This window comes from Arthrobacter sp. efr-133-R2A-120 (genome assembly GCF_030209835.1).
In the GTDB taxonomy this organism is placed as follows: domain Bacteria; phylum Actinomycetota; class Actinomycetes; order Actinomycetales; family Micrococcaceae; genus Arthrobacter.
Window position 1 is genome coordinate 14257 of record NZ_JARVRF010000005.1, and the last position, 20906, is coordinate 35162.

Below are 20906 nucleotides of genomic sequence, written 5' to 3' on the forward strand. Positions count from 1 at the left end.
CGAGTCGGTCGGGGGAGGGTGGGGGAAGTGGGGTGCGTTAGTCGCAACATAGTTGCGTTGAGTGGTGCGAAAGGGGCAGGGCCCGCCCGGTAAAGGAAAAAAGAAGCTCCCCGGATCGCAAGGATCCGGGGAGCTTCAGGGGGGGAGAGGGGTTCAGGGACTATTTGAGCCAGGCTGCCACCACATCGGGGTGGGCATCCACCCATTTCTTGGCGGCGGCGTCCGGCTTCATGCCGCCCTGGATATCCGTTGCGACCGAGTCCTGGTCGGCGTTGGTCCACGAGAAGGCCTTGAGCAGTTTCGCTGCGGGAGAACCGCTGTCCGCAAACTTCTTGGCCATCACTTTGTTCAGTTTGTAGTCGGGGTAGTCACAGGCGACCTTCTCGGCGTCGGCATCGCAGCCCGGGGTATAGGCGGGCAGGCTGACCTTCTTGAGGGGGACCTCTGAGAGGAACCATTGCGGTTCGTAGAAGTAGCCCAGCAACGGTGTCTTGTTCTTTTCGGCCGTACGGAACGACTGGATCAGAGCTGCTTCCGAGCCCGAGAAGACCACTTTGTAGTCGAGGCCAAGGTTCTTGACCAGAGCTTCGTCGTTGGTCACGAAGGCGGGGTCGCCGTCCAGGACCTGGCCTTTGCCGCCTGATTCGGAGGTGGCAAAGAGTGAGGCGTACTTGTTCAGGTTCTTGCTGTCCAGGATGTCCGGGTACTTCTGGACCATCCATGGTGGTACGTACCAGCCGATGTGCCCTTCGTTGCCCGTGGGGCCTGCGTCCACAGCCACTTTTTGGTCCGTGATGTACTGCTTCGTGAGGTCCGCGTGACCCCAGTTCTCGAGGATGACATCGACTTCACCGGAACCAAAGCCCTGCCAGGAGATCTGCTCCGACAGGTCCTTCTGGACTACTGTGCAACCGAGTTTGTTTTGGGCTACGTAGCTGTAGACGGCCGCATTTGCCGTGTAACCGACCCACGCGTTGAGGGCGACATTGACGGTTCCGCAGGGCGTATCAGAGGAGCCTGCGGCTGCCGCTTGGTTCACGGAAGCGCCTCCGCAGCCAGCTAGCAAGAGGGCTGCAGTAACGGTTCCGGCAAGGACGGGAATTGTTCGTTTCAAAAGCTGTCTTGTTCTACTCATGGTTGGGGTCTCCTTGTTGGGGCGGTGAACGGGGAGGACTAGTGCGCGCTCGATTTTGCTGAGCGGATTTTGCGGACCGGGTCGGCTGCCGCAGCTTGGGTGATGCGGTCCAGCAGGATGCCGAGGAAGACGATGGCCAGGCCGGCGGCGAGGCCCTTGCCGAACAGCGAGCTCTGGACAAAGCCGGCGACGACGTCGTACCCCAGGCCGCCTGCACCGACCAGTGCTCCGACGACTACCATGGCCAAGACGTAGATCAAGCCTTGGTTTGCGGCGAGGGCCAGGGATTTCCTGGCCATGGGGAGCTGGACCTTGGTGATGACCTGCCAAGGGGTTGACCCGCTGGATACCGCAGCCTCCATGACGGTGGGGGAGATCGCTGCGATGCCGTCGGCCGTGATCTTGATGGCCACAGGCGCTGCATAGATAATTCCGGCGACGATGGCCGTGAACCTCGTTGCGCCGAAAAGGCCTAGGAACGGAACCAAGTAGACGAAGGCAGGCATGGTCTGGCCCGCATCCAGCATGGGCCGCATGATCTGGTCCACCTTGTTGGACCTTCCCATCGCCACACCGAAGATGATGCCCAGCACCATGACCACGGCCGTGGCAACAAGGGTGCTGGCCAGGGTGACCATGGCATCGCTCCACAGGCCGAGGTAAATGATCGCGGCCAGGCATGAGGCGGTGACCAGTGCCAGCTTCCAACCACCGAGTGCGTAAGCCGCCACGAGGACAACCGCGACGAGGAGGTAGAAAGGGGTGTCGGCCAGAAGGGATTGGAACGGGTTGAGGATTCCGTTGGTCAGGGCCTCGCGGAACGACACCGTAAACAGGGAGAGATTTGTCTGCAGCCATGCGCTGGCAGCGCCGACTCCGCTGACGATGTCCGGGCCAAAGTTGAGGTTCTTCGGAAAGGCTGCGGCCCAGAGCATCGTCCGGGAAAGCTGGACCATGACAAGGACAACAACGAGGCTAACAGCGAGCAGGATATACCTGCTCCTGCGCGATATCCGGCGCTTGCGGGCTGCCCCGGGTTCGGCCCGGCGGCTGGCGGCCGTGGTGACCCGGTCCAGCACAATGGCCAAGAGGACGATCGACAGGCCGGCGTTGACTGCTGTACCGACGTCGAGCGATTGCAAGGCACGCACAACCACTTGGCCCAGCCCCGGCGCCGCGATCAGCGCCGCGATGGTGACCATGGACAAAGCAGCCATGGTGCTTTGGTTGATCCCCATCACGATGGTGCGCCGTGCCAGGGGGAGTTGCAGGGTGAGAAGCCGCTGAAACCCTGTGGTGCCCAAGGAGTCGGAGGCTTCCCGGGTGTTCTCCGGGATGTTCCGGATTCCGTGTGCCGTCAGTCGGATGAGCGGAGGCACCGCGTAGATCACCGTGGCGATGACCGCGGAGGCAGGGCCGATCAGGAAGATGAGGGCCAAAGGAGCCAGATAGACGAACGTGGGGAGGATTTGCATGAAGTCGAGGACCGGAGTGATCACTTGGGAAACCCGGCCCGAGATCCCGGCCAAGACTCCGAGCGGGATGCCGATCAGCAGGCTGAACAGCACGGCTGTGAGGACGAGGGCGAAGGTGTAAGCCGCTTCGGTAAACAGCCCCTGGAGGCCGAAGAACGTGAATGCGGCGGCCGTCAGCAATCCCACCCGGGCATTGCCGACCGCAAAGGCGATCCAGCTGAGCAGGCCGACAGTTCCCAGCCAGCCGATTTCCGGTAGGCGAAGCCCGGTAGAGCTGGCGGCAAAAGTGCTGGTGAAAAGGTTTGCGACTGAATCGACGGCGGAGCGGAAGGGAGTAAAGACGTACTGGAAAACGGGATTGTCCGCTCGGTTCGATGCGACCCAGGCATTGAATTGGTTGAGCGAACGGTGCAGGTCAGTCAATTCCGATGCCGGCAGAGTAAGGGTCGATGTGCCGTGCAGGAACAAGAACCCGAGGAGCCAGAGGACTCCGGCGGCACCCAGGAGTACTGCTCGGCGACTCAGCCGCTTGCGCGGCGGGCGGAGGGCGTTGGCGCTGGTCTGAACCGGGGCCCGGTCACGAACGAGAGTGGACATCATGCCGCTACTTCCGTGCTGCGGATGACCGACAAGATGCTATCGCGGTCGATCTGGCCGGTGATCCTGCCGGAGTCTTCCACGAGCACGGGACACGATGAGTTCATGACGGTGGGAATGGCGTCGCGGATGATCGTGCCGGCGCTCAGGACGGGAGCATCCCCGGGAGTGCCCAAAGCTACCGGATTGGTGATCCATTTGAGCGTCAGGACATCCGCGCGGGGTACTTCGGAGACGAAGTCGGCAATGTACTTGTCCGCTGGCGATCCGACAAGGTCATCGCCGGTGCCGCACTGGACTGTCTCGCCGTTCCGCATGATCAGGATGCGGTCCCCGAGTTTGAGCGCTTCGGATAGGTCGTGGGTAACGAACACCATCGTCTTGCCCATCTCTTTGTGCAGCCGGATGACTTCCGCCTGCATATCGCGCCGGATGAGCGGGTCCAGGGCCGAGAACGGCTCGTCGAAGAGGATGGTGTCCGGATCGCCCGCCAAGGCGCGGCCAAGCCCAACACGCTGCTGCATTCCGCCGGAAAGCTGATCGGGGAAATGCTGCTCGTAGCCCTTGAGGCCTACCAGTTCGATGATTTCGCGGGATTTGGCGTAACGCTCATTTTTTGACGCCCCACGGATCTGCAATCCGTAGGAGACGTTGTCCAGCACGGTGCGGTGCGGGAGGAGGCCGAAGTGCTGGAAGACCATGGACATCTTCCTCCGGCGCAGTTCCCGAAGTTCGGTGGTTCCCGCGTCCAACACGTCTTTTCCGTCGACCAGGACGGAACCCGACGTCGGTTCGATCAGCCGGGTGAGGCACCGGATCAGGGTGGATTTTCCTGATCCGGACAGGCCCATGACGACGAACACCTCGCCCTTGGCGACGTCGAAGTTCATGTCCCGCACGGCAGCATTGCAGCCGGTGCGTTCAAGCAATTCGCCTGAGCTCAAGCTCGATAGTTCCGGATTCTTAGGGATCTTTTCACCTCCGGGTCCGAAGACCTTCCAGAGGTTGCGCACTGATATGTCAGGACTGCTCATTGCTGTACTCCTGCCTGCGGCGGCTCGAACCAGTGGCTGGGCCCGGGGCTGATGTTTTGCCAGATGTGTTTTGTTTCTCGGTATTCGGCCAAGCCAGCGAGCCCCAATTCGCGGCCATTGCCTGACTGTCCAAAGCCGCCCCATTCGGCTTGCGGAACGTACGGGTGGTAGTCGTTGATCCAGACCGTCCCGTGACGCAGCGCTTCGGAGACCCGCTGGGCCTTCGAGGCGTCTGCCGTCCACACGGCACCGGCCAGTCCGTAGACGGTGTCGTTCGCCAGCCGGACGGCCTCTTCCTCGGTGGTGAACGTTTCCACCGTCATGACGGGGCCAAAGGATTCCTCCTGGACCACGCGCATCGAGGTCTTGCACCCGTCCAACACGGTGGGCGGGTAGAAACTGCCACGGCCCAGTTCCGGGGTGTCCGGAATGAAGCCGCCGCACAGCAGCCGCGCGCCCTCCGCAACTCCGGCCTGCACGTAGGCATGGACCTTGTCCCGGTGGGCCGTGGAGATCAGCGGGCCGGTCTGGGCCTCCTGGTCGAAGGGGCCGCCCAGCCGGATCTGGCGTGCACGGCGGACCACTTCGGCCACAAACTCCTCGTGAATGGACTCTTCGACAATGAGCCGCGCCCCGGCCGAGCAGACCTGGCCCGAGTTCAGGAAGACGGCAGTCAAGGCGTTGTCGATCGCGGCCTCCCGGTCAGCGTCGGCAAAGACCACATTCGGGTTCTTGCCTCCGAGCTCGAGGGCCACGCGCTTGACCGTCTGCGCCGCGGCCACCATGATCCGCTTGCCGGTTTCCAGCCCGCCCGTGAAGGAGACCAGATCGACCCGCGGATCCGAACTGAGCACAGCCCCGACCTCCGGTCCCGTTCCCGTCACGAGGTTCGCGACGCCGTCGGGCACGCCTGCTTCCCGCAGGGTGTCCATGAGGAGGATGGACGTCGAAGGCGTCAACTCACTGGGCTTGAGGACAAAGGTGTTCCCGGCCAACAGCGCCGGTGCAACTTTCCACGAAGCCTGCAGGAGCGGATAGTTCCACGGCGTGATGAGGCCGCAGACGCCCACGGGTGCATGGACGACCCGACTGATGGCGCCAGGCCGGCCGGTATCGATCACGCGGCCCGCGTCCGTGCCTGCCACGCTGCCGTAGTAGCGGAAGCAGGCGATGACGTCGTCGATGTCGTATTCGGCTTCGACCAGGCGCTTGCCGGTGTCGAGGGCTTCGGCCGCGGCGTATGCGGCCTTGTCCCGCTGCAGCAGCCCGGCCACGCGGAGCAGGATCGCGCCGCGTTCCAGTTCCGGAGTGCGCGGCCAGAGGCCGTCGTCGAACGCCGTACGGGCGCTAGCCACCGCTGCCTCGGCATCAGCCGCCGTGCACTCTGCGACGTCGGCAACGTGCGTACCGTCCGCCGCGCAGTTGATGCTGCGGATTCCTCCGGCGGACTGCCGCCAGCCGCCGTCAACGTAGCTGCCGCGCACCGTGTGGGTCTGGGAAAGTTGTGGGCTGTTCATGCCGCTCCTTGGTTCCTTGCCGGAGTGACCTGGGGCTGGCCGTCCAGGCTTTCCAGGTTGTCCGGAACCGGGCTGCTGCCGTGCCGGTAGAACTCGGCGGCGATCGGAGCGAGGGGTTCGCGGCCCTGGATCAAGTCCGCAGCTTTCTCGGCCAGCATCATGACCGGCGCGTAGATGTTGCCGTTGGTCACGTAGGGCATTGCCGAAGCGTCAGCCACCCGCAGGCCCGAGGTACCGTGCACCCTCATGCTGAGCGGGTCCACCACGGCCATGGGATCGGTCGCCGGACCCATCTTTGCGGTGCAGGACGGGTGCAGGGCGGTTTCGGCGTCGCGGGCTACCCAGTCGAGGATTTCCTCGTCTGTCTGGACGGACGGACCGGGGGAGAGCTCACCGCCATCGAAAGGCGCCATGGCCGACTGCTCCAGGATCTGCCGGGAAATCCGGATGGCTTCGACCCACTCGCGCCGGTCCTGCTCCGTGGAAAGGTAGTTGAATTTCATGGACGGGTGGGCGGTCGGGTCCGTGGAAGTGATCTTCAGGCTGCCGCGCGCATCGGAGTACATGGGCCCGATGTGCACTTGGTAGCCATGCTTGGCGTCGGCCTTTTGGCCGTCATAACGGACGGCAACAGGCAGGAAGTGGAACATGAGGTTGGGGTAGGCCACGTCTTCGTTGGACCGCACAAAGCCGCCGCCTTCGAAGTGGTTGGTGGCCGCTGGTCCCTTGCGCCCGAACAGCCACTGCAGGCCGATCCATGGATAGCGCCACAGGCTCAGGCTCGGCTGCATGGACACCGGCTGGGTGCAGGCGTGCTGGATGTAGACCTCCAGGTGGTCCTGCAGGTTTTCGCCGACGCCGGGCAGGTCGATTACTGGCTTGATGCCGAGGGACTTGAGGTGCGTGGAGTCCCCGACGCCGGACAACTGCAGGAGCTGCGGGGTGTTGATGGCCCCTCCGCACAGGACTACTTCCTGGGCATCCACGCTGTGCTGCTTGCCATTGCGTCGATAGCTGACGCCCGTGGCCCTGACATCGGACGTTCCAATGCCGTCGAAGTTGATTTTCGAGACGAGGGCCCGGGTCCTGACCGTGAGGTTCGGCCGGTTGAGGTGCGGCCGCAAGTAGGCACGCGAGGCGGAGAGCCGCTGGCCCTTGTGGACATTGCGGTCGAAGGGACCGAAGCCCTCCTGCCGGTACCCGTTGACATCGTTGGTCCGTGCGAATCCGGCTTGTTGGGCCGCGCGGAAGAAGGCTTGGAAGAGGGGATTGCGCGCCGGACCGCGTTCGAGGACCAGCGGTCCGTCGTGTCCGCGCAGTTCATCGTCGGGTTCCGCGGCGAGCGCGGTCTCCATGCGGTTGAAGTAGGGGAGGCAATGCGCGAAGTCCCAGGTCTCCATCCCGGCGTCGGCTCCCCAGCGTTCGTAGTCCAAGGGGTTGCCGCGCTGGAAGATCATCCCGTTGATGGAACTTGAGCCGCCCAGGACCTTGCCGCGGGTGTGGGCGATCCGGCGTCCGTGCATGTGCGGCTCAGGGTCGGATTGGTAGCGCCAGTCGTAGAACCTGTTCCCGCTGGGGAAGGTGAGCGCCGCGGGCATCTGGATGAACAGGTCCCAGGGGTAGTCGCTGCGGCCAGCCTCCAGGACCAGGACGGTCTTGGAGGGGTCCGCGCTGAGCCTGTCTGCCAGCACCGATCCGGCGCTGCCCCCACCCACGATGACGTAATCAAACTTTTCGTTGGCCATTAGTTGAACTCCTTTGAAGTGATCCCCATTGCTGTGTCGAGTAGCCAGGAGGGGCGTCAGCCCCGTAGCTTTTCCATGGTTGGATCCACGAGCGGATCGGCAGAGATGGTGGCCGGGATCCGCTTCCCGAAGTATTCGATCTCGACGGCGTCACCCTCGCCCGCTTCGGCGGGCAGCCAAGCGTAGGCGATGGGCTTCCGGACGGTGTAGCCGTAGGCGGCGCTTGTGACGTAGCCGGCGGGCTCTCCCTTGAAATAAACAGGTTCCTTGCCCAACACCACGGACGTGCCGTCGTCGACCGTCAGGCAACGCAAACGGCGGTTGATGGGCAGTTCGCGGCGGGCTTTGAGGGCCTCGGCGCCGATGTATCCTTCCTTGTCCTTGCCGACGGAGAAGCCGAGGCCCGATTGGAAGGGCTCGTGCTCGGGGGTCATGTCGGTGCCCCATAGCCGGTAGCCCTTCTCGAGGCGGAGGCTGTTGAACGCACCGCGGCCGGCCGCGATGATGCCGTGCTCCTGGCCGGCCTCGAACAAAAGGTCCCAGAGCCTTTGGCCGTTTTCCGCCGTCGTATACAGCTCCCAGCCCAACTCGCCTACGTAGGACAGCCGCATCGCGGTGACAGGGATCCCGCCGATCCGGACTTTCTTGGTGCGGAAGTACTTCAATCCGTCGTTGCTGAAATCGTCGCCGCTCACCTTGGCGATGACCTCGCGGGCCAGCGGCCCCCAAAGGCCCACGCAACACGTGGAACCGGTGATGTCCCGGACCTGGACCCACTGCGTGACGTCCTCGGCGGTCTGCTTGCGGGCTTCGGTAGTGAAGTAGGCGAAGTCGATGTTGCCGTTGGCTCCGACTTGGAAGGTGGTTTCGTCGAGGCGAGCCACCGTGATGTCGCTGCGGATGCCGCCGTCGCCGTTGAGGAGCAGGCAGTAGGTCACCGCACCCGGCTTCTTGTCGACCTTCCCGGCGCTGAGGCGCTGCAAGAGGGCTTCGGCGCCCGGGCCGGAAACCTCCAGCCGCTTGAGCGGCGTCATGTCATAGAGCGCGACGGCGGTGCGCGTCTTCCACGCTTCGGCAGCGGAAATGGGGGAGTGGAACATGGCGGCCCACGGTTCGCGTTCAGGTGCGCGCCATTCTTCCGGGAGCACCTCCAGCAAGCCGCGGTTTGCCTCGAACCAGTGCGGGCGCTCCCAACCCTGGGCTTCGAGGAAGAACGCCCCGAGCTCCTTCTGCCGGGCATTGAATGGGCTCACGCGCAGTTCGCGGGGCGAGACGCGTGGCTGTAGCGGGTGCAGGACATCGTAGATCTCTACGAAGTTCTGCTGGGAGGTTTCGCTGACGTAGCTCTCCGCGGTCTGGATCTCTTCGAAGCGGGAGACTTCGCATTCGTGGAGCGGAATCCGGGATTGGCCCTCGATCAAGAGCTCGGCCACTGCCCTGGCCACGCCGGCGGAGTGCGTCACCCACACGGCCTCGGCAACGAAGAACCCCTCAACCTGCTTGGACTCGCCCACCAGGGGACCGCCGTCCGGGGTGAAGGAGAAGATGCCGTTGAAGCCATCCGCAATCCCCGCGCCGGCAAGTGCCGGAAGGAGTTCCTTGGAGTCCTCCCAACTCGGCAGGAAGTCCTCTTCGGTAAACGCCAGTCGGGACGGCATCCGGTGCTCGGACATGTCCGCCGCAGCAACCTCGGGCAGCTCCCGGAGGTCCACGGGCATGGGCTTGTGGGCGTAGGAGCCAATGCCCATCCGGTCCCCGTGCTCGCGGTAGTAGAGGTCTTTGTCCTGGTGGCGAAGGATGGGCATCCACGCGCCGTTGGCGGGATCAAGCAGCCGCGAGGCATCGTTCCGGCCCACGAGCTCCGGTACGGACGTGGTCTTGACGTATTGGTGGGCCAGCGGGAGGAGTGGCACGGACATGCCCACCATCGCGCCGATCTTGGGTCCCCAGAACCCGGCGCAGGAAACTACGATGTCTGCAGGGATCACACCGTCGGGCGTTTCGACCCCCGTGACTTTGCCGCCCGTCTGTTCAATGCCGGTGACGGGAGTGGAACCGCGGAACGTGACGCCTGCGGCGCTCGCCTTGGCGATGAGCAGGCCGACGGTGCGGGCTGCGGACGCCAGGCCGTCGGAGGGGACGTAGAGTCCGCCGAGTACTTTCTCCTGATCGAGCAGCGGGTAGTGCTTGGCGCACTCGTCCGGATCGATGAGCCGGCCTTCCACACCCCACGACGCCGCGTAGCCCAGCTTGCGCTTGAGGTCCTCCAGGCGCCCTGGCGTGGTGGCCACCTCGAGACCGCCCACCTGGTTGAAGCAGGAGACGCCGGAATCGCTGAGGGAGAGCAGCTTGTCCACGGTGTAGGACGCGAATTCGGTCATGGCCTTGGAGGCGTTGGTCTGGAACACGAGGCCGGGGGCGTGCGAGGTTGATCCACCCGCCAACTTCAACGGGCCCTGCTCGACCACGGTGATATTGGTCCAGCCGCGGGTGGACAGCTCATCCGCAAGATTGGCGCCGACGATGCCGGCTCCGATAATGACGACGCGGGGTGATGTGGACATGCGTGTTGCTCCTGAGGTAAGTCGTATGGAGGTTTGGGGCTCGCCGGAAGCTAGACGTGGCCGTCGACGGTCAACCCGGGCGGCAGATTGGGCTCGTCCTCGGATTCCTTGACCATGATCTGGCCGTCCACTACCAGGACTTCGTGGACCCTGACGGGCAGCTTGGCCGGAGGCGCATCGGCGGCTCCCGTGCGGAGATTGAACCTTGAAGCATGGAGGGGGCACTCCACCCAGCAGTCCTCCACCCAGCCGTCGGCGAGGGAGGCGTCTTGGTGCGTGCAGGTGTCGTCGAGGGCAAAGAGTTCGCCCTCTTCGGTGTGGAATACGGCAATCGGCGGAGACGTCTCGAGTCGAATCGCGTCCCCGGGAGCCAACGAGCTAAGCGGACAAGCACTGTGCATCTCACGAACCTCTTTCACCGGATTGGTCGAAAACCTGGGGGCGGTTGTTTCATGATCAACGAAGATCACAATACGCAACAGAGTGATGGACCTCACAGGGGCTTGTCAAGAGGTGGAAATTACTCCGCAGATTGCTTGACACGCGATGTGAAGGCCGTCACACTGTTTCGCATAACGAAGTTCGTTGCGTAATGCGCAATAAAATTTCGAACGGCTCAACGAGGAGGAAGCCATGGAGACATTGGCGATCGTGGGCGCATCATTGGCTGGACTTTCCGCCGCCCGCGCTGCCCGCGCGCAGGGTTTTTGTGGCCGGCTGCTCATCATTGGAGATGAGCAGCAGCGGCCCTATGACCGACCGCCCCTGTCCAAGGAGTTCCTGGCAGGAAAGATCGGCATCAAGCACTTGATGTTGGAAGCGGAAGAGGCGGGAATGGCAGATCCCCTGCAGGCTGAATGGCTGTTGGGGTCGCCTGCGAAGAGCTTTGACGCGGCCAGCAGGACCATCACCCTTGGTAACGGACGCACGGTGGTGGCTGACGGCGTCGTGATCGCCACCGGAGCTTCGGCCCGCACCCTGCCCGAACTTGCGGGCCTATCCAATGTCTTTACGCTGCGGACTCTTGAGGATGCGCAGGACCTGGCTCCGGAACTCGTTCCGGGCGGCCGCCTGCTGGTGGTTGGCGCAGGCTTCATCGGCGCGGAGGTGGCGTCAACGGCCAAGGGCCTGGGAATGGACGTGACCATTATCTGCAAGAGCCCGATCCCGCTGAGCGCTCCGATCGGTTCGGAGATGGCTGCCGTCATGGCCACGCTCCACGGGATCAATGGAGTGGAACTGATTTGTGACACGGGAATCGACTCGTATTACAGCTACGAAGGAAATGTGACCGGTGTCCGGCTCAGCGACGGACAGTACCGTTCCGCCGACGTCGTACTTCTCGGAATCGGTGCGGTCCCCAACGTCGGGTGGCTGGCCGGTTCGGGGCTGGAGCTCGACGACGGCGTCACGTGCGATTCGATGGGACGGACAAACGTCCCCGGCGTGGTTGCCGTGGGAGACTGCGCGGCCTGGTACGACGAATGCAGCGGGCAGCACCATCGCGTGGAGCATTGGAGCGGTGCCCAGGAACGTGCCGCCCTTGCCGTGACAGGGCTCTTGGATCACTCAGCCGCACCCCAACCGCTCAACCTGCCGTACTTCTGGTCGGACCAGTACGGAGTAACGCTCCAGTTCGCCGGCCATGCGCGGGACGCGGAGCGCGTCGAAATTGAGGCAGGGCAGCTCGAGGACCACAGCTTCCTGGCCGTGTACTACCGGGGCGAGGAACCAGTGGGCGTTCTAGGTGTGAACCAGCCGCGTCTGTTCACCCGTTGGCGCCGGCAACTCAACGCCCGCAATGCCCCGCCCGTCCTGGCAACCCCATAGACATTCCGAGCCTCAACCACGTTCATCACTGAATAGGAGTCAGCATGACCACTGAAGTTGTTTCCCCCAGCCTGATCCCCACTCTCCCCGGCCACACTTATGTCAGTGAAGACATCTTCCGTGCCGAGCAGGAACACATCTTCGAACAAATGTGGTTCTGCGCCGTGCGGACCGCGGACCTGGAAAAGGCCGGCTCGTTCAAAACCGTGCAGATCGGCCGTGAGAGCGTACTCATCAACCGCACCCGCAAGGGAGAGATCCGCGCGTTCTACAACATCTGCCGGCACCGCGGCGTGAAGCTGTGCATGGAGGAGTCCGGCGAGGCCAACCGCTCGTTCCAGTGCCCGTACCACGCCTGGACCTACGATCTTGAGGGAAAGCTCATCGCGGCCCCGAACCTCACCAAGATGCCGGATATCGATCGAAACGAATACGGGCTGGTCAAGGTCCACGTCCGGGAATACATGGGCTACGTTTGGGTCAGCCTCGCGGATGAGCCACCGTCGTTCGAGGAAGACGTCATGGGTGCGATCGAGGAGCGCCTCGGGGATCTGCGGGCTGTTGACGACTATGACATCGCGAACCTGAGCCTTGGCCGGCGCATCAAGTACGACGTCAAGGCCAACTGGAAGCTCATCATCGAAAACTTCATGGAGTGCTACCACTGCGCGACGATCCACCCCGAACTCACCGAAGTCCTGCCCGAGTTCGCCGACGGCCTGGCGGCGCAGTATTTTGTGGGCCACGGCGCCGAGTTCGGTGACGACATCAAGGGCTTCACGATTGACGGTTCCGAAGGCCTGGATCGGATTCCCGGCGTCGGCGACGACCAGGACCGCCGCTACTACGCAGTGACCATCAAGCCGAATGTTTTCGTCAACCTTGTTCCGGACCACGTCATCATCCACCGCATGTTCCCGTTGGCCGCCGACCACACGATCGTCGAATGCGACTGGCTGTACCTGCCCAGCGTGGTGGAATCCGGCAAGGACGTGAGCGCTTCGGTGGAGCTCTTCCACCGGGTCAACGAGCAGGACTTCGACGCCTGCGAACGCTGCCAGCCGGCCATGGGATCCAAGATCTACGCAAAGGGCGGCGTCCTGGTACCGAGCGAGCACCACATTGAGGCGTTCCACAGCTGGGTCACGAGCAAGATCGCCGACGTCCCCGCCGACAGCTAGACGGAGGAATGTCTGTCGCCGTAACGAGTAACCAGGAACCTAGGAAAAGGAACGCAAGCCAATGGTTCATAAAGTAAAAGCTGTCATCGCCAAGGAAAAGAACGCCCCCGTCACGCTGGAGACCATCCTGGTGCCGGATCCCGGTCCGGGCGAGGCGCTCGTGGACATCCTCACCTGCGGCGTCTGCCACACCGACCTGCACTACAAGCAGGGCGGTATCACCGATGATTTCCCCATCCTGCTCGGCCACGAGGCCACAGGCGTGGTCAGCGCGGTCGGCCCGGACGTCACCGACGTGGCGCCGGGGGACCGGGTGATCCTGAACTGGCGGGCCGTGTGCGGCCACTGCAGGGCGTGCGCCAAGGGGCAGCCGCAGTACTGCTTCAACACGCACAACGCCACCCAGAAGATGACCCTGGAGGACGGCACGGAACTCACTCCGGCCCTGGGGATCGGCGCCTTCGCGGAGAAGACACTCGTGGCCGCGGGGCAGTGCACCAAAGTGGACGACGACGTCGATCCGGCCGCCGTCGGGCTGCTCGGCTGCGGTGTGATGGCAGGCATCGGTGCCGCTATCAACACCGGTGAGGTCAAGCGGGGCGAGTCCGTGGCCGTGATCGGTTGCGGCGGCGTCGGCATCGCCGCCATTGCCGGGGCAAAGCTCGCCGGCGCCACGACGATCATCGCCGTGGACATCGACGCCAACAAAATCGGGATGGCTATGTCCCTGGGAGCCACGCACGGCGTGAACTCCAGCCAGGAAGACCCCGTCGAGGCCATCCGGGCCCTGACCGGCGGCAACGGCGCGGATGTGGTGATTGACGCCGTCGGGCGCCCGGAGACCTACAAGCAAGCCTTCTACGCGCGCGACCTCGCGGGCCGCGTGGTGCTGGTGGGCGTCCCGACGCCGGACATGAAGCTTGAGCTGCCCTTGCTGGATGTCTTCGGCCGCGGTGGTTCGCTGAAGTCCTCCTGGTACGGGGACTGCCTGCCTTCCCGCGACTTCCCGATGCTGGTGGCGCACTACAAGCAGGGCAACCTTGACTTGGACGCGTTCGTGTCCGAACGGATCACCATCGACCAGGTGGAAGAGGCGTTCGCCAAGATGCACGAGGGCAAAGTGCTCCGTTCGGTGGTGGAAATCGGATGACTGTCGCCATTGAAAACCTCGTCACCTCGGGCACGTTTTCGCTCGACGGGGGTACGTGGGACGTGGACAACAACGTCTGGATTGTCGGCAACGACGACGAATGCGTGATCATCGATTCGCCGCACGACGCAACGGCGATCATCAATCAGGTACGCGGGCGGAAGGTGCGCGCCATCCTCCTCACCCATGCGCACAACGATCACATCGGAGCAGCGCTCGACGTCGCGAAGGCCGTGAACGCCCCGATCCACCTGCACCCCGCAGACATGGTCCTGTGGGAGCAGGTGTACCCGGACGCCCGGCCGGACCGCTACATTTCAGACGGCGACATCTTCGAAGTGGCGGGCACGGCCCTGCACGCCATCCACACGCCGGGCCACTCACCGGGTTCCACCTGCTTCTACCTGGAAAGCGAAGGCACGGTGTTCACTGGCGACACCCTCTTCAACGGCGGCCCGGGAGCAACCGGAAGGTCGCACAGCGACCACCCGACCATCCTGGCCTCGATCCGGGAACGCCTCCTGACGCTTCCGCTGGAAACCGTGGTCCGGACCGGCCACGGCGACAACACGACCATCAAAGCCGAGGGCGAAAACCTCGCCCAGGCAGCGCTGGATCGTCAGGCCGACGGCGCTTAGGCGCCGCTGGCTGCTGTGTAACCCATCTTGACGCTGATTGAATACCCGGCTTGCTTGAGCGCATCAAGCAAGCCGGGTATTTTTTCCGGCTCGAAACGGAAGGCCGGTCCGGAAAGACTGATGGCTCCGATCACCGTGCCGCTGTGGTTGCGGATCGGAACGGCGACGGCGTTGAGTCCGCGCTCGAGTTCTTCATACGTGGCGGCGTACCCGGCCTCTGAAATGACCGGCATTTGCTGTTCCAGCTCGTCGCGGTCGGTGATGGTCTGCGGCGTGTATCGTGCCTGACCGGATTCCCTGAGAACGCGGTCACGCGTCGCAGGCGGCAGCGCGGCAAGCATGACCTTGCCGCTGGACGTGGCGTGGAGCGGGGTGAGCCCGCCGATCCAGTCCTGCGTGCCAAGCGTGTTGGGGCCAATGGCCTGGTCCACATTGACCGCGAAATTTGACCTCAGCACGGCCAGGTTGGCGGTCTCGGCGAACTTCTCCGCCAGGGCTTCGAGATCTTCCCGGGCCTCCTTTACCAAGCTGAGGCGGGCCGGAATAGCGCTGGCCAGGCGCAGGATGTTGAATCCGAGTTGGTATTTTCCGCGCTCGTGGTTCTGCTGAACCATGCCACGGGCGTCCAGGGCGCTCAGCAGTCGCGAAGCCGTTGACTTGTGGACGCCCATTTCCTCAGCGATCTCACTCACGCCGGCATCGCCGCTGCGGGCGATGATTTCGAGCACGGTGATGGCCCGGTCCACGGACTGCACACCCGCGTGGTGCGCGCCGGCCGGATCGGAATCGGGGTCGTTGGCAAGACTTGCATCAGCGTCCATGTGGTTCATCGTCTCAAACGCGGTCAAGTGTGCGGCCTCTCTGCGCTGCGTGTCCTGGGATGCTGCCGTCTATCGGGAATTGCATGGCTATATGATCGGGCGGTATGGCACTTCGACTTGTTCAGGTGAATTTCAAGGCCCGTGATGACGCGTCTCTCGGCCGGTTTTGGGCGGAGGCGCTCGGCTGGGATATTTCCAGCGAGGGGCCCGGTGTGACCAACGTTGAACCTGTGGGATTCGCCTGGCCGGACCCCGCGGCCGTTTGCGTCGATGTGGTCACGGTCCCGGACCCGGAGACGGTGAGGTACCGCGCGCACCTGGATCTCGCCACCGCCTCTGCGGCCGATCAGGCGGAGCTGGTGGCGCGCTTGGTGAAGCTCGGCGCGACGCCCGCCGACATTGGCCAGGGTGATGTGCCGTGGACGGTCCTGGCCGACCCGGAGGGCAACCTGTTCTGCGTGCTGGAGCCTCGGCCGATCTATCGGGACACTGGGCCGATCGCCGCGGTGGTGGTCAACTGTGCGGATCCACGGGCCATGGCCCGGTTCTGGAGCGGGGCGACTGACTGGACCCTGCACGAAGTGACCGACGATTTTGCGAGCCTGCGTTCAGCCAAAGGTGTCGGGCCCTATCTCGAGTTCGTTCGCACGCCCGACGCGAATGCCGTGTGCGGCCGGGCCCATCTCGACCTGAGGCCGTACCCCGGCGACGATCAAGCCGCGGAGGTGGCCCGGCTGCGGGCCCTGGGCGCCACAGACGCCGACGTCGGCCAGGGCGATGTGCCATGGGTGTGCCTCGCCGACACGGAGGGCAACGAGTTCTGCGTCCTCACCCCCGGCTGACGCAGCCTATGTTTGAAGTTGTTTTTGGTTTGGCTTTGGCGAGGATTTCCTCGGGTGTCTTGATCACCCGCACACTTAGGGTTCGATGTGCTTCTCCTCAATACCACTCAAATATGGGCGATTCGCCACTCATTTTGATTCGGAAGACCAGTCAGTGCAGTTTTCCCTTGTTAGCGTTTGCGATGAAGGCCCCCGTCGCGCCCTAAATCTTTCACGTCGAAGCAGGATAATGAGGGCGCGGCTCTGATTTCGGCCGCCAAGGAAGAGCGCGACAGCGCCGGCCGCCATCCAGGAGCGCCTGCGTGGGATGGTGACCTTGCCGGGTTGAGCCCGGCCGGCCTGGAAGCGCACGACAAGGGATTGCAGGCTCACATCGCAAACCTGACAGTGCTCTATCAAGTGCTCGATGGTTGGCGGGTGCGGACGTCGCAGGAGCGCAGCGTTGAAGGTTTCGAGAAGTGGGTGGCACGCCTTGCAGTCGTCCGGAACGAACGCCACCGGCGCGAGAACCAGATTGGATTCAGCGAATACATGAGCCTATTTGGCACCCCTGCCTTTGACGAGCCGTGGAGCAATGACAAGCCATGAGGGGCACCGAGGCGAACTATGTAGCCGGTCTTGCCATGCGCTGGGCCAGAACCGATTCCATGGAGCAGTGGGTCAATTCGGCCCCCGAAGGTGGGCGAACGCCGCTTGACGAGACCATTCTCGAGTATCTGGGCAGCCACAACCCGTTCCCTGACGAGACCGCCGTTGAAGTTTTGCGGGGCGATGGGTCCACCTGGGAGCAGGCTGTCATCGTTGAAAGCGTCGGTGTGGACGAGTGGACCGTGGAGTACGAGGACGGCGAGAAAGCATGGCGCGACCATCACGAGCTACGGCCGACGGCCGCCAACTAACGGCAAGCTCCACGTGTCCCATGGGATTCGTTCACGCCTCCGTTGGCCAGGTGTGTGTCAGCTCAGACGATCGCTCACTTTGAGGAGATACACAATGAGCGACCCCATCCTTGCGAAAAGGTAGTCATATGCTTCCGGGGGCACTGTGTGTGCCGGTTTCATGATGACGGATCATGAAGTCGTTGCCCACATCGGTGAGTGCGAGCATTTCATTGCTTGTCACCTCGCGGAACGCCTCATTTTTGATGTTGCCCAGCAGGACGTTGGCACTCTGCTTTTTGTTGCCTTGCACGTCAATTGTCTTCAGACGCGTGAAGCCATCCCACAGTTTATCTAGCGCCAGACCTCGCTCCTTCTCTTTCCGCGAGAGGAAGAGTTCTTTGGCGTGCAGCAGCAGCCCGTCCAGTTCGGCGTCGCCACTTGCTGGCCTCAGCTGTTCGAGGACCTGCTGGACGGCAGGGGTTCCTGTTCTGATGATTTGTAGCTGGCGGGACAGCTCATACATCGTCCCTCCACGGTGAAAGATGTTGTTCACTTCCTAGTCTGGACGACGCAGATTCGCTCTCCCGGGAGGCCAGGGAGCCTGCACCGTCCGACCTTGAAGCAGCACGGGCCTGGGCCATGGCGAACGATCCCGAGTACGCGGCCGGCGTGGCATCCGAGAAGGATCGTCTGGACCGTGAGCTTGTGGAGCGGTGGAAGGGCTCCGGGGATCCCGACAAGGCCGCGCGGGCTGCCGACGTCCGGCAGGACGCCAAGCAGCGCGAGGCAGCCGGGGACAAGGCGGCAGCCAGGGCCGGTGCCGCCTACGACCGGGCCGCCCAGCTGGAGGCCGACGCCGCACGGATGCGCGCTGCAGGCGCCCCCGAGAAGGCGGTGGCGGCCAAGCAGTTCGGGGAGGCCCAGCAGAAATTTCCCATCTCCCACGCCGCGGCCGGCGGCGGGAAGGCTGTCGGCAAGGTCAAGGTCAACGCCGTTCAGCAGTCCCGCGCCCAGGGCAAGCACATCACCCAGGGCCGGTAAGTAAATTCGCTTCGGCCACCGGCATGAAGCGGCAGTCCGCACATCAGCGCCGGCGCAACCCGGCATTGTAGATCCGGACGCAGGAAGGCCCGGCACCAGAGGGTGCCGGGCCTTCGCCGTGCGGAGATCTCGGTCAGGCTATGCCAAGGAAGACCAGTAGTGCCCGCTCGACCGCGACCAGTTCCGTTGCCGTCAGGTGCCCCACCCGCTTGTGTGCGTTGGCCAGGGGCACGGTGGTCAGTTTGTCGATCATGAACTGGCTTTTCTGGGTCAGGCCGGTCCGCTCGGACGGCTCCACCGGGATCCGCAGCAGCGGTGCATCTTTCAGAGTGTAGGTCAGGGGGATTACCGTCACGGAGCCCACGTCATCGAACCGGTCATCCTGGATGACCAGCGCCGGGCGGGGTTTGGAGGCGTATCCGCCGCCGGCCACCGTCCAGATCTCGCCCCTCACTCCTCATCCCAGGACACGGAAACCGCGTCGATCCACTCGTGAATGTCCTCGTGCCGGTCGGACTCCGCCACAATGGCGCTCTGCCGCTTCGCCTCCTCCGCGAAGGACTTGGAGCGGGTGTCCGGGACCCACACCTGAATCGGCCGGAAGCCTGCCTCGCGCATCCGGCGCCTGTGCTCACTGACTCGATCCTTCACACTCATACCCCCATTGTTTCATGTAACACGCGTGGGTGGTAGAGCGAGATTCGGACGGCGGGACTCGTAGGGTTCCGACAGGCCGGCCGCTGCGTCGACCAGGACGCCGGCGGAACCGACTTTCCCGGAATCACGCGGTTCTTCCGCTCTGGACCGAAAATGGCGGTTGTAGGGGTCCCACAACGCACCGGAGCCCAGCACCTGGGGTGCTGGGCTCCGTTATCCGGCAGCGAGGGAACTGCCAGTCTGTGCGGCCTCAGGTCTTGGTGGCCCTTGCGATCTGTGCACGCATCAGCGGGTTCCCTCGGTGAGCTGTGACCCCTTGGCCCGGCGGGTGATTTCCCACGAACGGTCTGCAGGCCTTTGGAGGCTGCGGTAGAAGATCTGCTCTCCGGGTTCGTTCGACACGGCTACGTCATTCGGGTAGAAGATCCGCAGTGTGCTGAGGGCGACTCGGGGGTTGAGGGACAGACGCCCGAGATCCGGCGCTAAGCACTGAATGCCCGGTGTGTTGGGGTGTTAGTGATTTCATGGCGTCTGTCCCTCAACCCCCTTAAGCCCACTTGTGGGTACCGGCCTCGTCTGGTGCCCCTCGTCGCGACTCGCTGAAGGAGGATGCGCACTTCGGTCGGCCTTCGGTAGCGGCTTGTTCGGGCGTATTTGTCAGGCCTCGGAAGTGTGCCGGTAGGTGACCATGGCGAATGTGCTTCCTACAAAGGCTCCTGTGATGCCCGCGACTGCCCAGGGATTCCCTGTCTGAACAAGGTTGGAGAGGGCAAAGGCCATTCCGCCCGAAGTGACCAGGGCCACGACACCCGTGACAGTTGCGCGCGTCTTGCGGGTCGCTTCCTCGGCCACTGCCAACCTGGCAACGATCACTCCGGTGGCAACTACAACCCCAAGGATCACCAGCGCAGGCATTTCAAAAACGAATAGGTTGAACAGGTCCTAGAGAAGAAATACGGGATTGAAACGAGGCAAGGTGTAACTGAGATGGAGTGCAAAGGCTCCGACCGCGCCCGAAACGGCGCCCAGGCAGACAAACCTGCACCATAGCTTGCCAGTGCGCCACCATCCTGGTCGCGTACTACTTTTCGCCATATTTCATTACCGCCTTTATTAGGTTTTCCTTCTGGGTATTCCATGAAATTCTCTGGAACCCCGCCACATTGACGCCATCGGCGACCAGCATGTCCACCCTGTCGTCAGGGAATCAACAACCACGTCGGTCCCGCTCTGGGCCGCCTGCGTCCTGGCCACGCTTTCCGTGAGCGGGCCCAGGATTCCAGTGCCTACAGCGGCCGGCGAAACCGAACCGGCCCAGGCCGGGCCTGGCGCCCCCAGAAGACCCGCAACGACAGACAAACCGCAAAAAGCGCGCAACAGCAAGGAAGGACGAGATCCCACGGGACCACTTTCACGAGAAGGAAGTGCGCGGGATCCCCCAAAAAAATAGACCGTTCCCCCAAAGCACGGAAAGCTGAGAGAAAACTACATGCTGCCTATGCAGATTCGCAATAGGCGAAGAACTCTATCGCTTTATGACGACAGCAGACACATAATCCGGTCTCCCTTCACGATGACGCCAGCGAAGATCCGTCTCGCGATGTCTGCCATGGGCCAGCCCGAGACCCATATCGGGAAACTCCCAAAGAGCTCGGCGTCTTCCGGCAGACCCTCTACCGGTATGTCTCACTCGCCGGCGAGCTCCGCCCTCAAGCCCCACGAATACTCAAACACGCCAACGTTTAGCCCTTGCCGCGGAAAATGGACTCCAACGTGCCGGAGAATCGCCGAAGTCCTC

At 63.4% G+C, this 20906-nt stretch carries 20 protein-coding genes; 8 read left to right on the plus strand and 12 right to left on the minus strand.

What is annotated here, in order from left to right; all coding sequences use genetic code 11:
* Positions 1-160: 160 nt before the first annotated feature.
* Genes QRN52_RS03645 through QRN52_RS03675 form a run of 7 tightly spaced genes read right to left on the minus strand, consistent with a single transcriptional unit; the run spans position 161 to position 10468 of the window.
* Positions 161-1135, minus strand: coding sequence for an ABC transporter substrate-binding protein (locus QRN52_RS03645; protein WP_284751413.1), 975 nt, complete (start codon positions 1133-1135; stop codon positions 161-163).
* A 38-nt stretch (positions 1136-1173) separates the two neighbouring features.
* On the minus strand, positions 1174-3210 hold the full coding sequence (locus QRN52_RS03650) for an ABC transporter permease (RefSeq protein ID WP_284751414.1): 2037 nt from the start codon (positions 3208-3210) through the stop codon (positions 1174-1176).
* Complete coding sequence (locus tag QRN52_RS03655; RefSeq protein ID WP_284751415.1) at positions 3207-4241, minus strand: quaternary amine ABC transporter ATP-binding protein; 1035 nt, start codon at positions 4239-4241, stop codon at positions 3207-3209. Before QRN52_RS03655 ends, QRN52_RS03650 begins: the two co-directional genes overlap by 4 nt.
* Positions 4238-5758, minus strand: coding sequence for an aldehyde dehydrogenase family protein (locus QRN52_RS03660; RefSeq protein ID WP_284751416.1), 1521 nt, complete (start codon positions 5756-5758; stop codon positions 4238-4240). The genes QRN52_RS03655 and QRN52_RS03660 overlap by 4 nt, the downstream gene beginning before the upstream one ends.
* A complete protein-coding gene (betA, locus tag QRN52_RS03665; RefSeq protein ID WP_284751417.1) occupies positions 5755-7503 on the minus strand; it encodes a choline dehydrogenase in 1749 nt (582 codons plus the stop codon). The genes QRN52_RS03660 and betA overlap by 4 nt, the downstream gene beginning before the upstream one ends.
* 56 nt (positions 7504-7559) lie before the next feature.
* Entirely contained in the window at positions 7560-10067 is a 2508-nt protein-coding gene (locus QRN52_RS03670; RefSeq protein ID WP_284751418.1) for a GcvT family protein, read from the minus strand.
* Positions 10068-10117: 50 nt separating this feature from the next.
* Complete coding sequence (locus tag QRN52_RS03675; RefSeq protein ID WP_284751419.1) at positions 10118-10468, minus strand: bifunctional 3-phenylpropionate/cinnamic acid dioxygenase ferredoxin subunit; 351 nt, start codon at positions 10466-10468, stop codon at positions 10118-10120.
* A gap of 232 nt (positions 10469-10700) precedes the next feature.
* Between QRN52_RS03675 and QRN52_RS03680 the strand changes: the two genes are divergently transcribed.
* From QRN52_RS03680 to QRN52_RS03695, 4 genes are all read left to right on the plus strand, one after another.
* Positions 10701-11897 (plus strand): NAD(P)/FAD-dependent oxidoreductase, encoded by a 1197-nt coding sequence (locus QRN52_RS03680; protein ID WP_284751420.1) that lies wholly within the window; start codon positions 10701-10703, stop codon positions 11895-11897.
* 44 nt (positions 11898-11941) lie between these two features.
* Complete coding sequence (locus QRN52_RS03685; RefSeq protein ID WP_284751421.1) at positions 11942-13078, plus strand: aromatic ring-hydroxylating oxygenase subunit alpha; 1137 nt, start codon at positions 11942-11944, stop codon at positions 13076-13078.
* A 61-nt stretch (positions 13079-13139) separates the two neighbouring features.
* Positions 13140-14228: an S-(hydroxymethyl)mycothiol dehydrogenase gene (locus tag QRN52_RS03690; RefSeq protein WP_284751422.1), complete on the plus strand. Its 1089-nt coding sequence runs from the start codon at positions 13140-13142 to the stop codon at positions 14226-14228.
* Positions 14225-14866 carry an MBL fold metallo-hydrolase gene (locus QRN52_RS03695; RefSeq protein WP_284751423.1) on the plus strand — a complete coding sequence of 214 codons (642 nt, stop codon included), beginning with the start codon at positions 14225-14227 and terminating at the stop codon, positions 14864-14866. The genes QRN52_RS03690 and QRN52_RS03695 overlap by 4 nt, the downstream gene beginning before the upstream one ends.
* Here QRN52_RS03695 and QRN52_RS03700 read toward each other — a convergent pair.
* Positions 14863-15687: an IclR family transcriptional regulator gene (locus QRN52_RS03700; RefSeq protein WP_284751424.1), complete on the minus strand. Its 825-nt coding sequence runs from the start codon at positions 15685-15687 to the stop codon at positions 14863-14865. The two genes, QRN52_RS03695 and QRN52_RS03700, sit on opposite strands and share 4 nt — an antisense overlap.
* A gap of 104 nt (positions 15688-15791) precedes the next feature.
* Between QRN52_RS03700 and QRN52_RS03705 the strand changes: the two genes are divergently transcribed.
* From QRN52_RS03705 to QRN52_RS03715, 3 genes are all read left to right on the plus strand, one after another.
* The gene (locus QRN52_RS03705; RefSeq protein WP_284751425.1) at positions 15792-16529 is read left to right on the plus strand and encodes a VOC family protein; all 738 of its coding nucleotides are present in this window, start codon (positions 15792-15794) and stop codon (positions 16527-16529) included.
* Positions 16530-16853: 324 nt separating this feature from the next.
* A complete protein-coding gene (locus tag QRN52_RS03710; protein WP_284751426.1) occupies positions 16854-17117 on the plus strand; it encodes a hypothetical protein in 264 nt (87 codons plus the stop codon).
* Positions 17114-17428 carry a tudor domain-containing protein gene (locus QRN52_RS03715; protein ID WP_284751427.1) on the plus strand — a complete coding sequence of 105 codons (315 nt, stop codon included), beginning with the start codon at positions 17114-17116 and terminating at the stop codon, positions 17426-17428. The genes QRN52_RS03710 and QRN52_RS03715 overlap by 4 nt, the downstream gene beginning before the upstream one ends.
* Before the next feature lie 124 nt (positions 17429-17552).
* Here the strand turns inward: QRN52_RS03715 and QRN52_RS03720 are convergent, their stop codons facing one another.
* Positions 17553-17963: a hypothetical protein gene (locus QRN52_RS03720; protein WP_284751428.1), complete on the minus strand. Its 411-nt coding sequence runs from the start codon at positions 17961-17963 to the stop codon at positions 17553-17555.
* Between the two features lie 86 nt (positions 17964-18049).
* Between QRN52_RS03720 and QRN52_RS03725 the strand changes: the two genes are divergently transcribed.
* Entirely contained in the window at positions 18050-18451 is a 402-nt protein-coding gene (locus tag QRN52_RS03725; RefSeq protein WP_284751429.1) for a hypothetical protein, read from the plus strand.
* 133 nt (positions 18452-18584) lie between these two features.
* Here QRN52_RS03725 and QRN52_RS03730 read toward each other — a convergent pair whose 3' ends face one another.
* The 3 genes from QRN52_RS03730 to QRN52_RS03740 form a co-directional block, all read right to left on the minus strand.
* Complete coding sequence (locus QRN52_RS03730) at positions 18585-18905, minus strand: type II toxin-antitoxin system PemK/MazF family toxin (RefSeq protein ID WP_284751430.1); 321 nt, start codon at positions 18903-18905, stop codon at positions 18585-18587.
* A complete protein-coding gene (locus tag QRN52_RS03735) occupies positions 18902-19108 on the minus strand; it encodes an antitoxin MazE family protein (RefSeq protein ID WP_284751431.1) in 207 nt (68 codons plus the stop codon). Before QRN52_RS03735 ends, QRN52_RS03730 begins: the two co-directional genes overlap by 4 nt.
* A 657-nt stretch (positions 19109-19765) precedes the next feature.
* Positions 19766-20023 carry a hypothetical protein gene (locus QRN52_RS03740; RefSeq protein ID WP_284751432.1) on the minus strand — a complete coding sequence of 86 codons (258 nt, stop codon included), beginning with the start codon at positions 20021-20023 and terminating at the stop codon, positions 19766-19768.
* Positions 20024-20906: the final 883 nt, after the last annotated feature.

Excerpts from the sequence above, each read along its gene's own strand:
- QRN52_RS03670 (WP_284751418.1), bottom strand. The coding sequence starts at position 10,067 with ATGTCCACATCACCCCGCGTCGTCATTATCGGAGCCGGCATCGTCGGC.
- QRN52_RS03680 (WP_284751420.1), top strand. The coding sequence starts at position 10,701 with ATGGAGACATTGGCGATCGTGGGCGCATCATTGGCTGGACTTTCCGCC.
- betA (WP_284751417.1), bottom strand. The coding sequence starts at position 7,503 with ATGGCCAACGAAAAGTTTGATTACGTCATCGTGGGTGGGGGCAGCGCC.
- QRN52_RS03740 (WP_284751432.1), bottom strand. The coding sequence starts at position 20,023 with ATGCCTGCGCTGGTGATCCTTGGGGTTGTAGTTGCCACCGGAGTGATC.
- QRN52_RS03645 (WP_284751413.1), bottom strand. The coding sequence starts at position 1,135 with ATGAGTAGAACAAGACAGCTTTTGAAACGAACAATTCCCGTCCTTGCC.
- QRN52_RS03675 (WP_284751419.1), bottom strand. The coding sequence starts at position 10,468 with ATGCACAGTGCTTGTCCGCTTAGCTCGTTGGCTCCCGGGGACGCGATT.
- QRN52_RS03690 (WP_284751422.1), top strand. The coding sequence starts at position 13,140 with ATGGTTCATAAAGTAAAAGCTGTCATCGCCAAGGAAAAGAACGCCCCC.
- QRN52_RS03715 (WP_284751427.1), top strand. The coding sequence starts at position 17,114 with ATGAGGGGCACCGAGGCGAACTATGTAGCCGGTCTTGCCATGCGCTGG.
- QRN52_RS03700 (WP_284751424.1), bottom strand. The coding sequence starts at position 15,687 with ATGGACGCTGATGCAAGTCTTGCCAACGACCCCGATTCCGATCCGGCC.
- QRN52_RS03695 (WP_284751423.1), top strand. The coding sequence starts at position 14,225 with ATGACTGTCGCCATTGAAAACCTCGTCACCTCGGGCACGTTTTCGCTC.
- QRN52_RS03705 (WP_284751425.1), top strand. The coding sequence starts at position 15,792 with ATGGCACTTCGACTTGTTCAGGTGAATTTCAAGGCCCGTGATGACGCG.
- QRN52_RS03735 (WP_284751431.1), bottom strand. The coding sequence starts at position 19,108 with ATGAGTGTGAAGGATCGAGTCAGTGAGCACAGGCGCCGGATGCGCGAG.
- QRN52_RS03660 (WP_284751416.1), bottom strand. The coding sequence starts at position 5,758 with ATGAACAGCCCACAACTTTCCCAGACCCACACGGTGCGCGGCAGCTAC.
- QRN52_RS03685 (WP_284751421.1), top strand. The coding sequence starts at position 11,942 with ATGACCACTGAAGTTGTTTCCCCCAGCCTGATCCCCACTCTCCCCGGC.
- QRN52_RS03725 (WP_284751429.1), top strand. The coding sequence starts at position 18,050 with ATGGCGAACGATCCCGAGTACGCGGCCGGCGTGGCATCCGAGAAGGAT.
- QRN52_RS03650 (WP_284751414.1), bottom strand. The coding sequence starts at position 3,210 with ATGATGTCCACTCTCGTTCGTGACCGGGCCCCGGTTCAGACCAGCGCC.
- QRN52_RS03655 (WP_284751415.1), bottom strand. The coding sequence starts at position 4,241 with ATGAGCAGTCCTGACATATCAGTGCGCAACCTCTGGAAGGTCTTCGGA.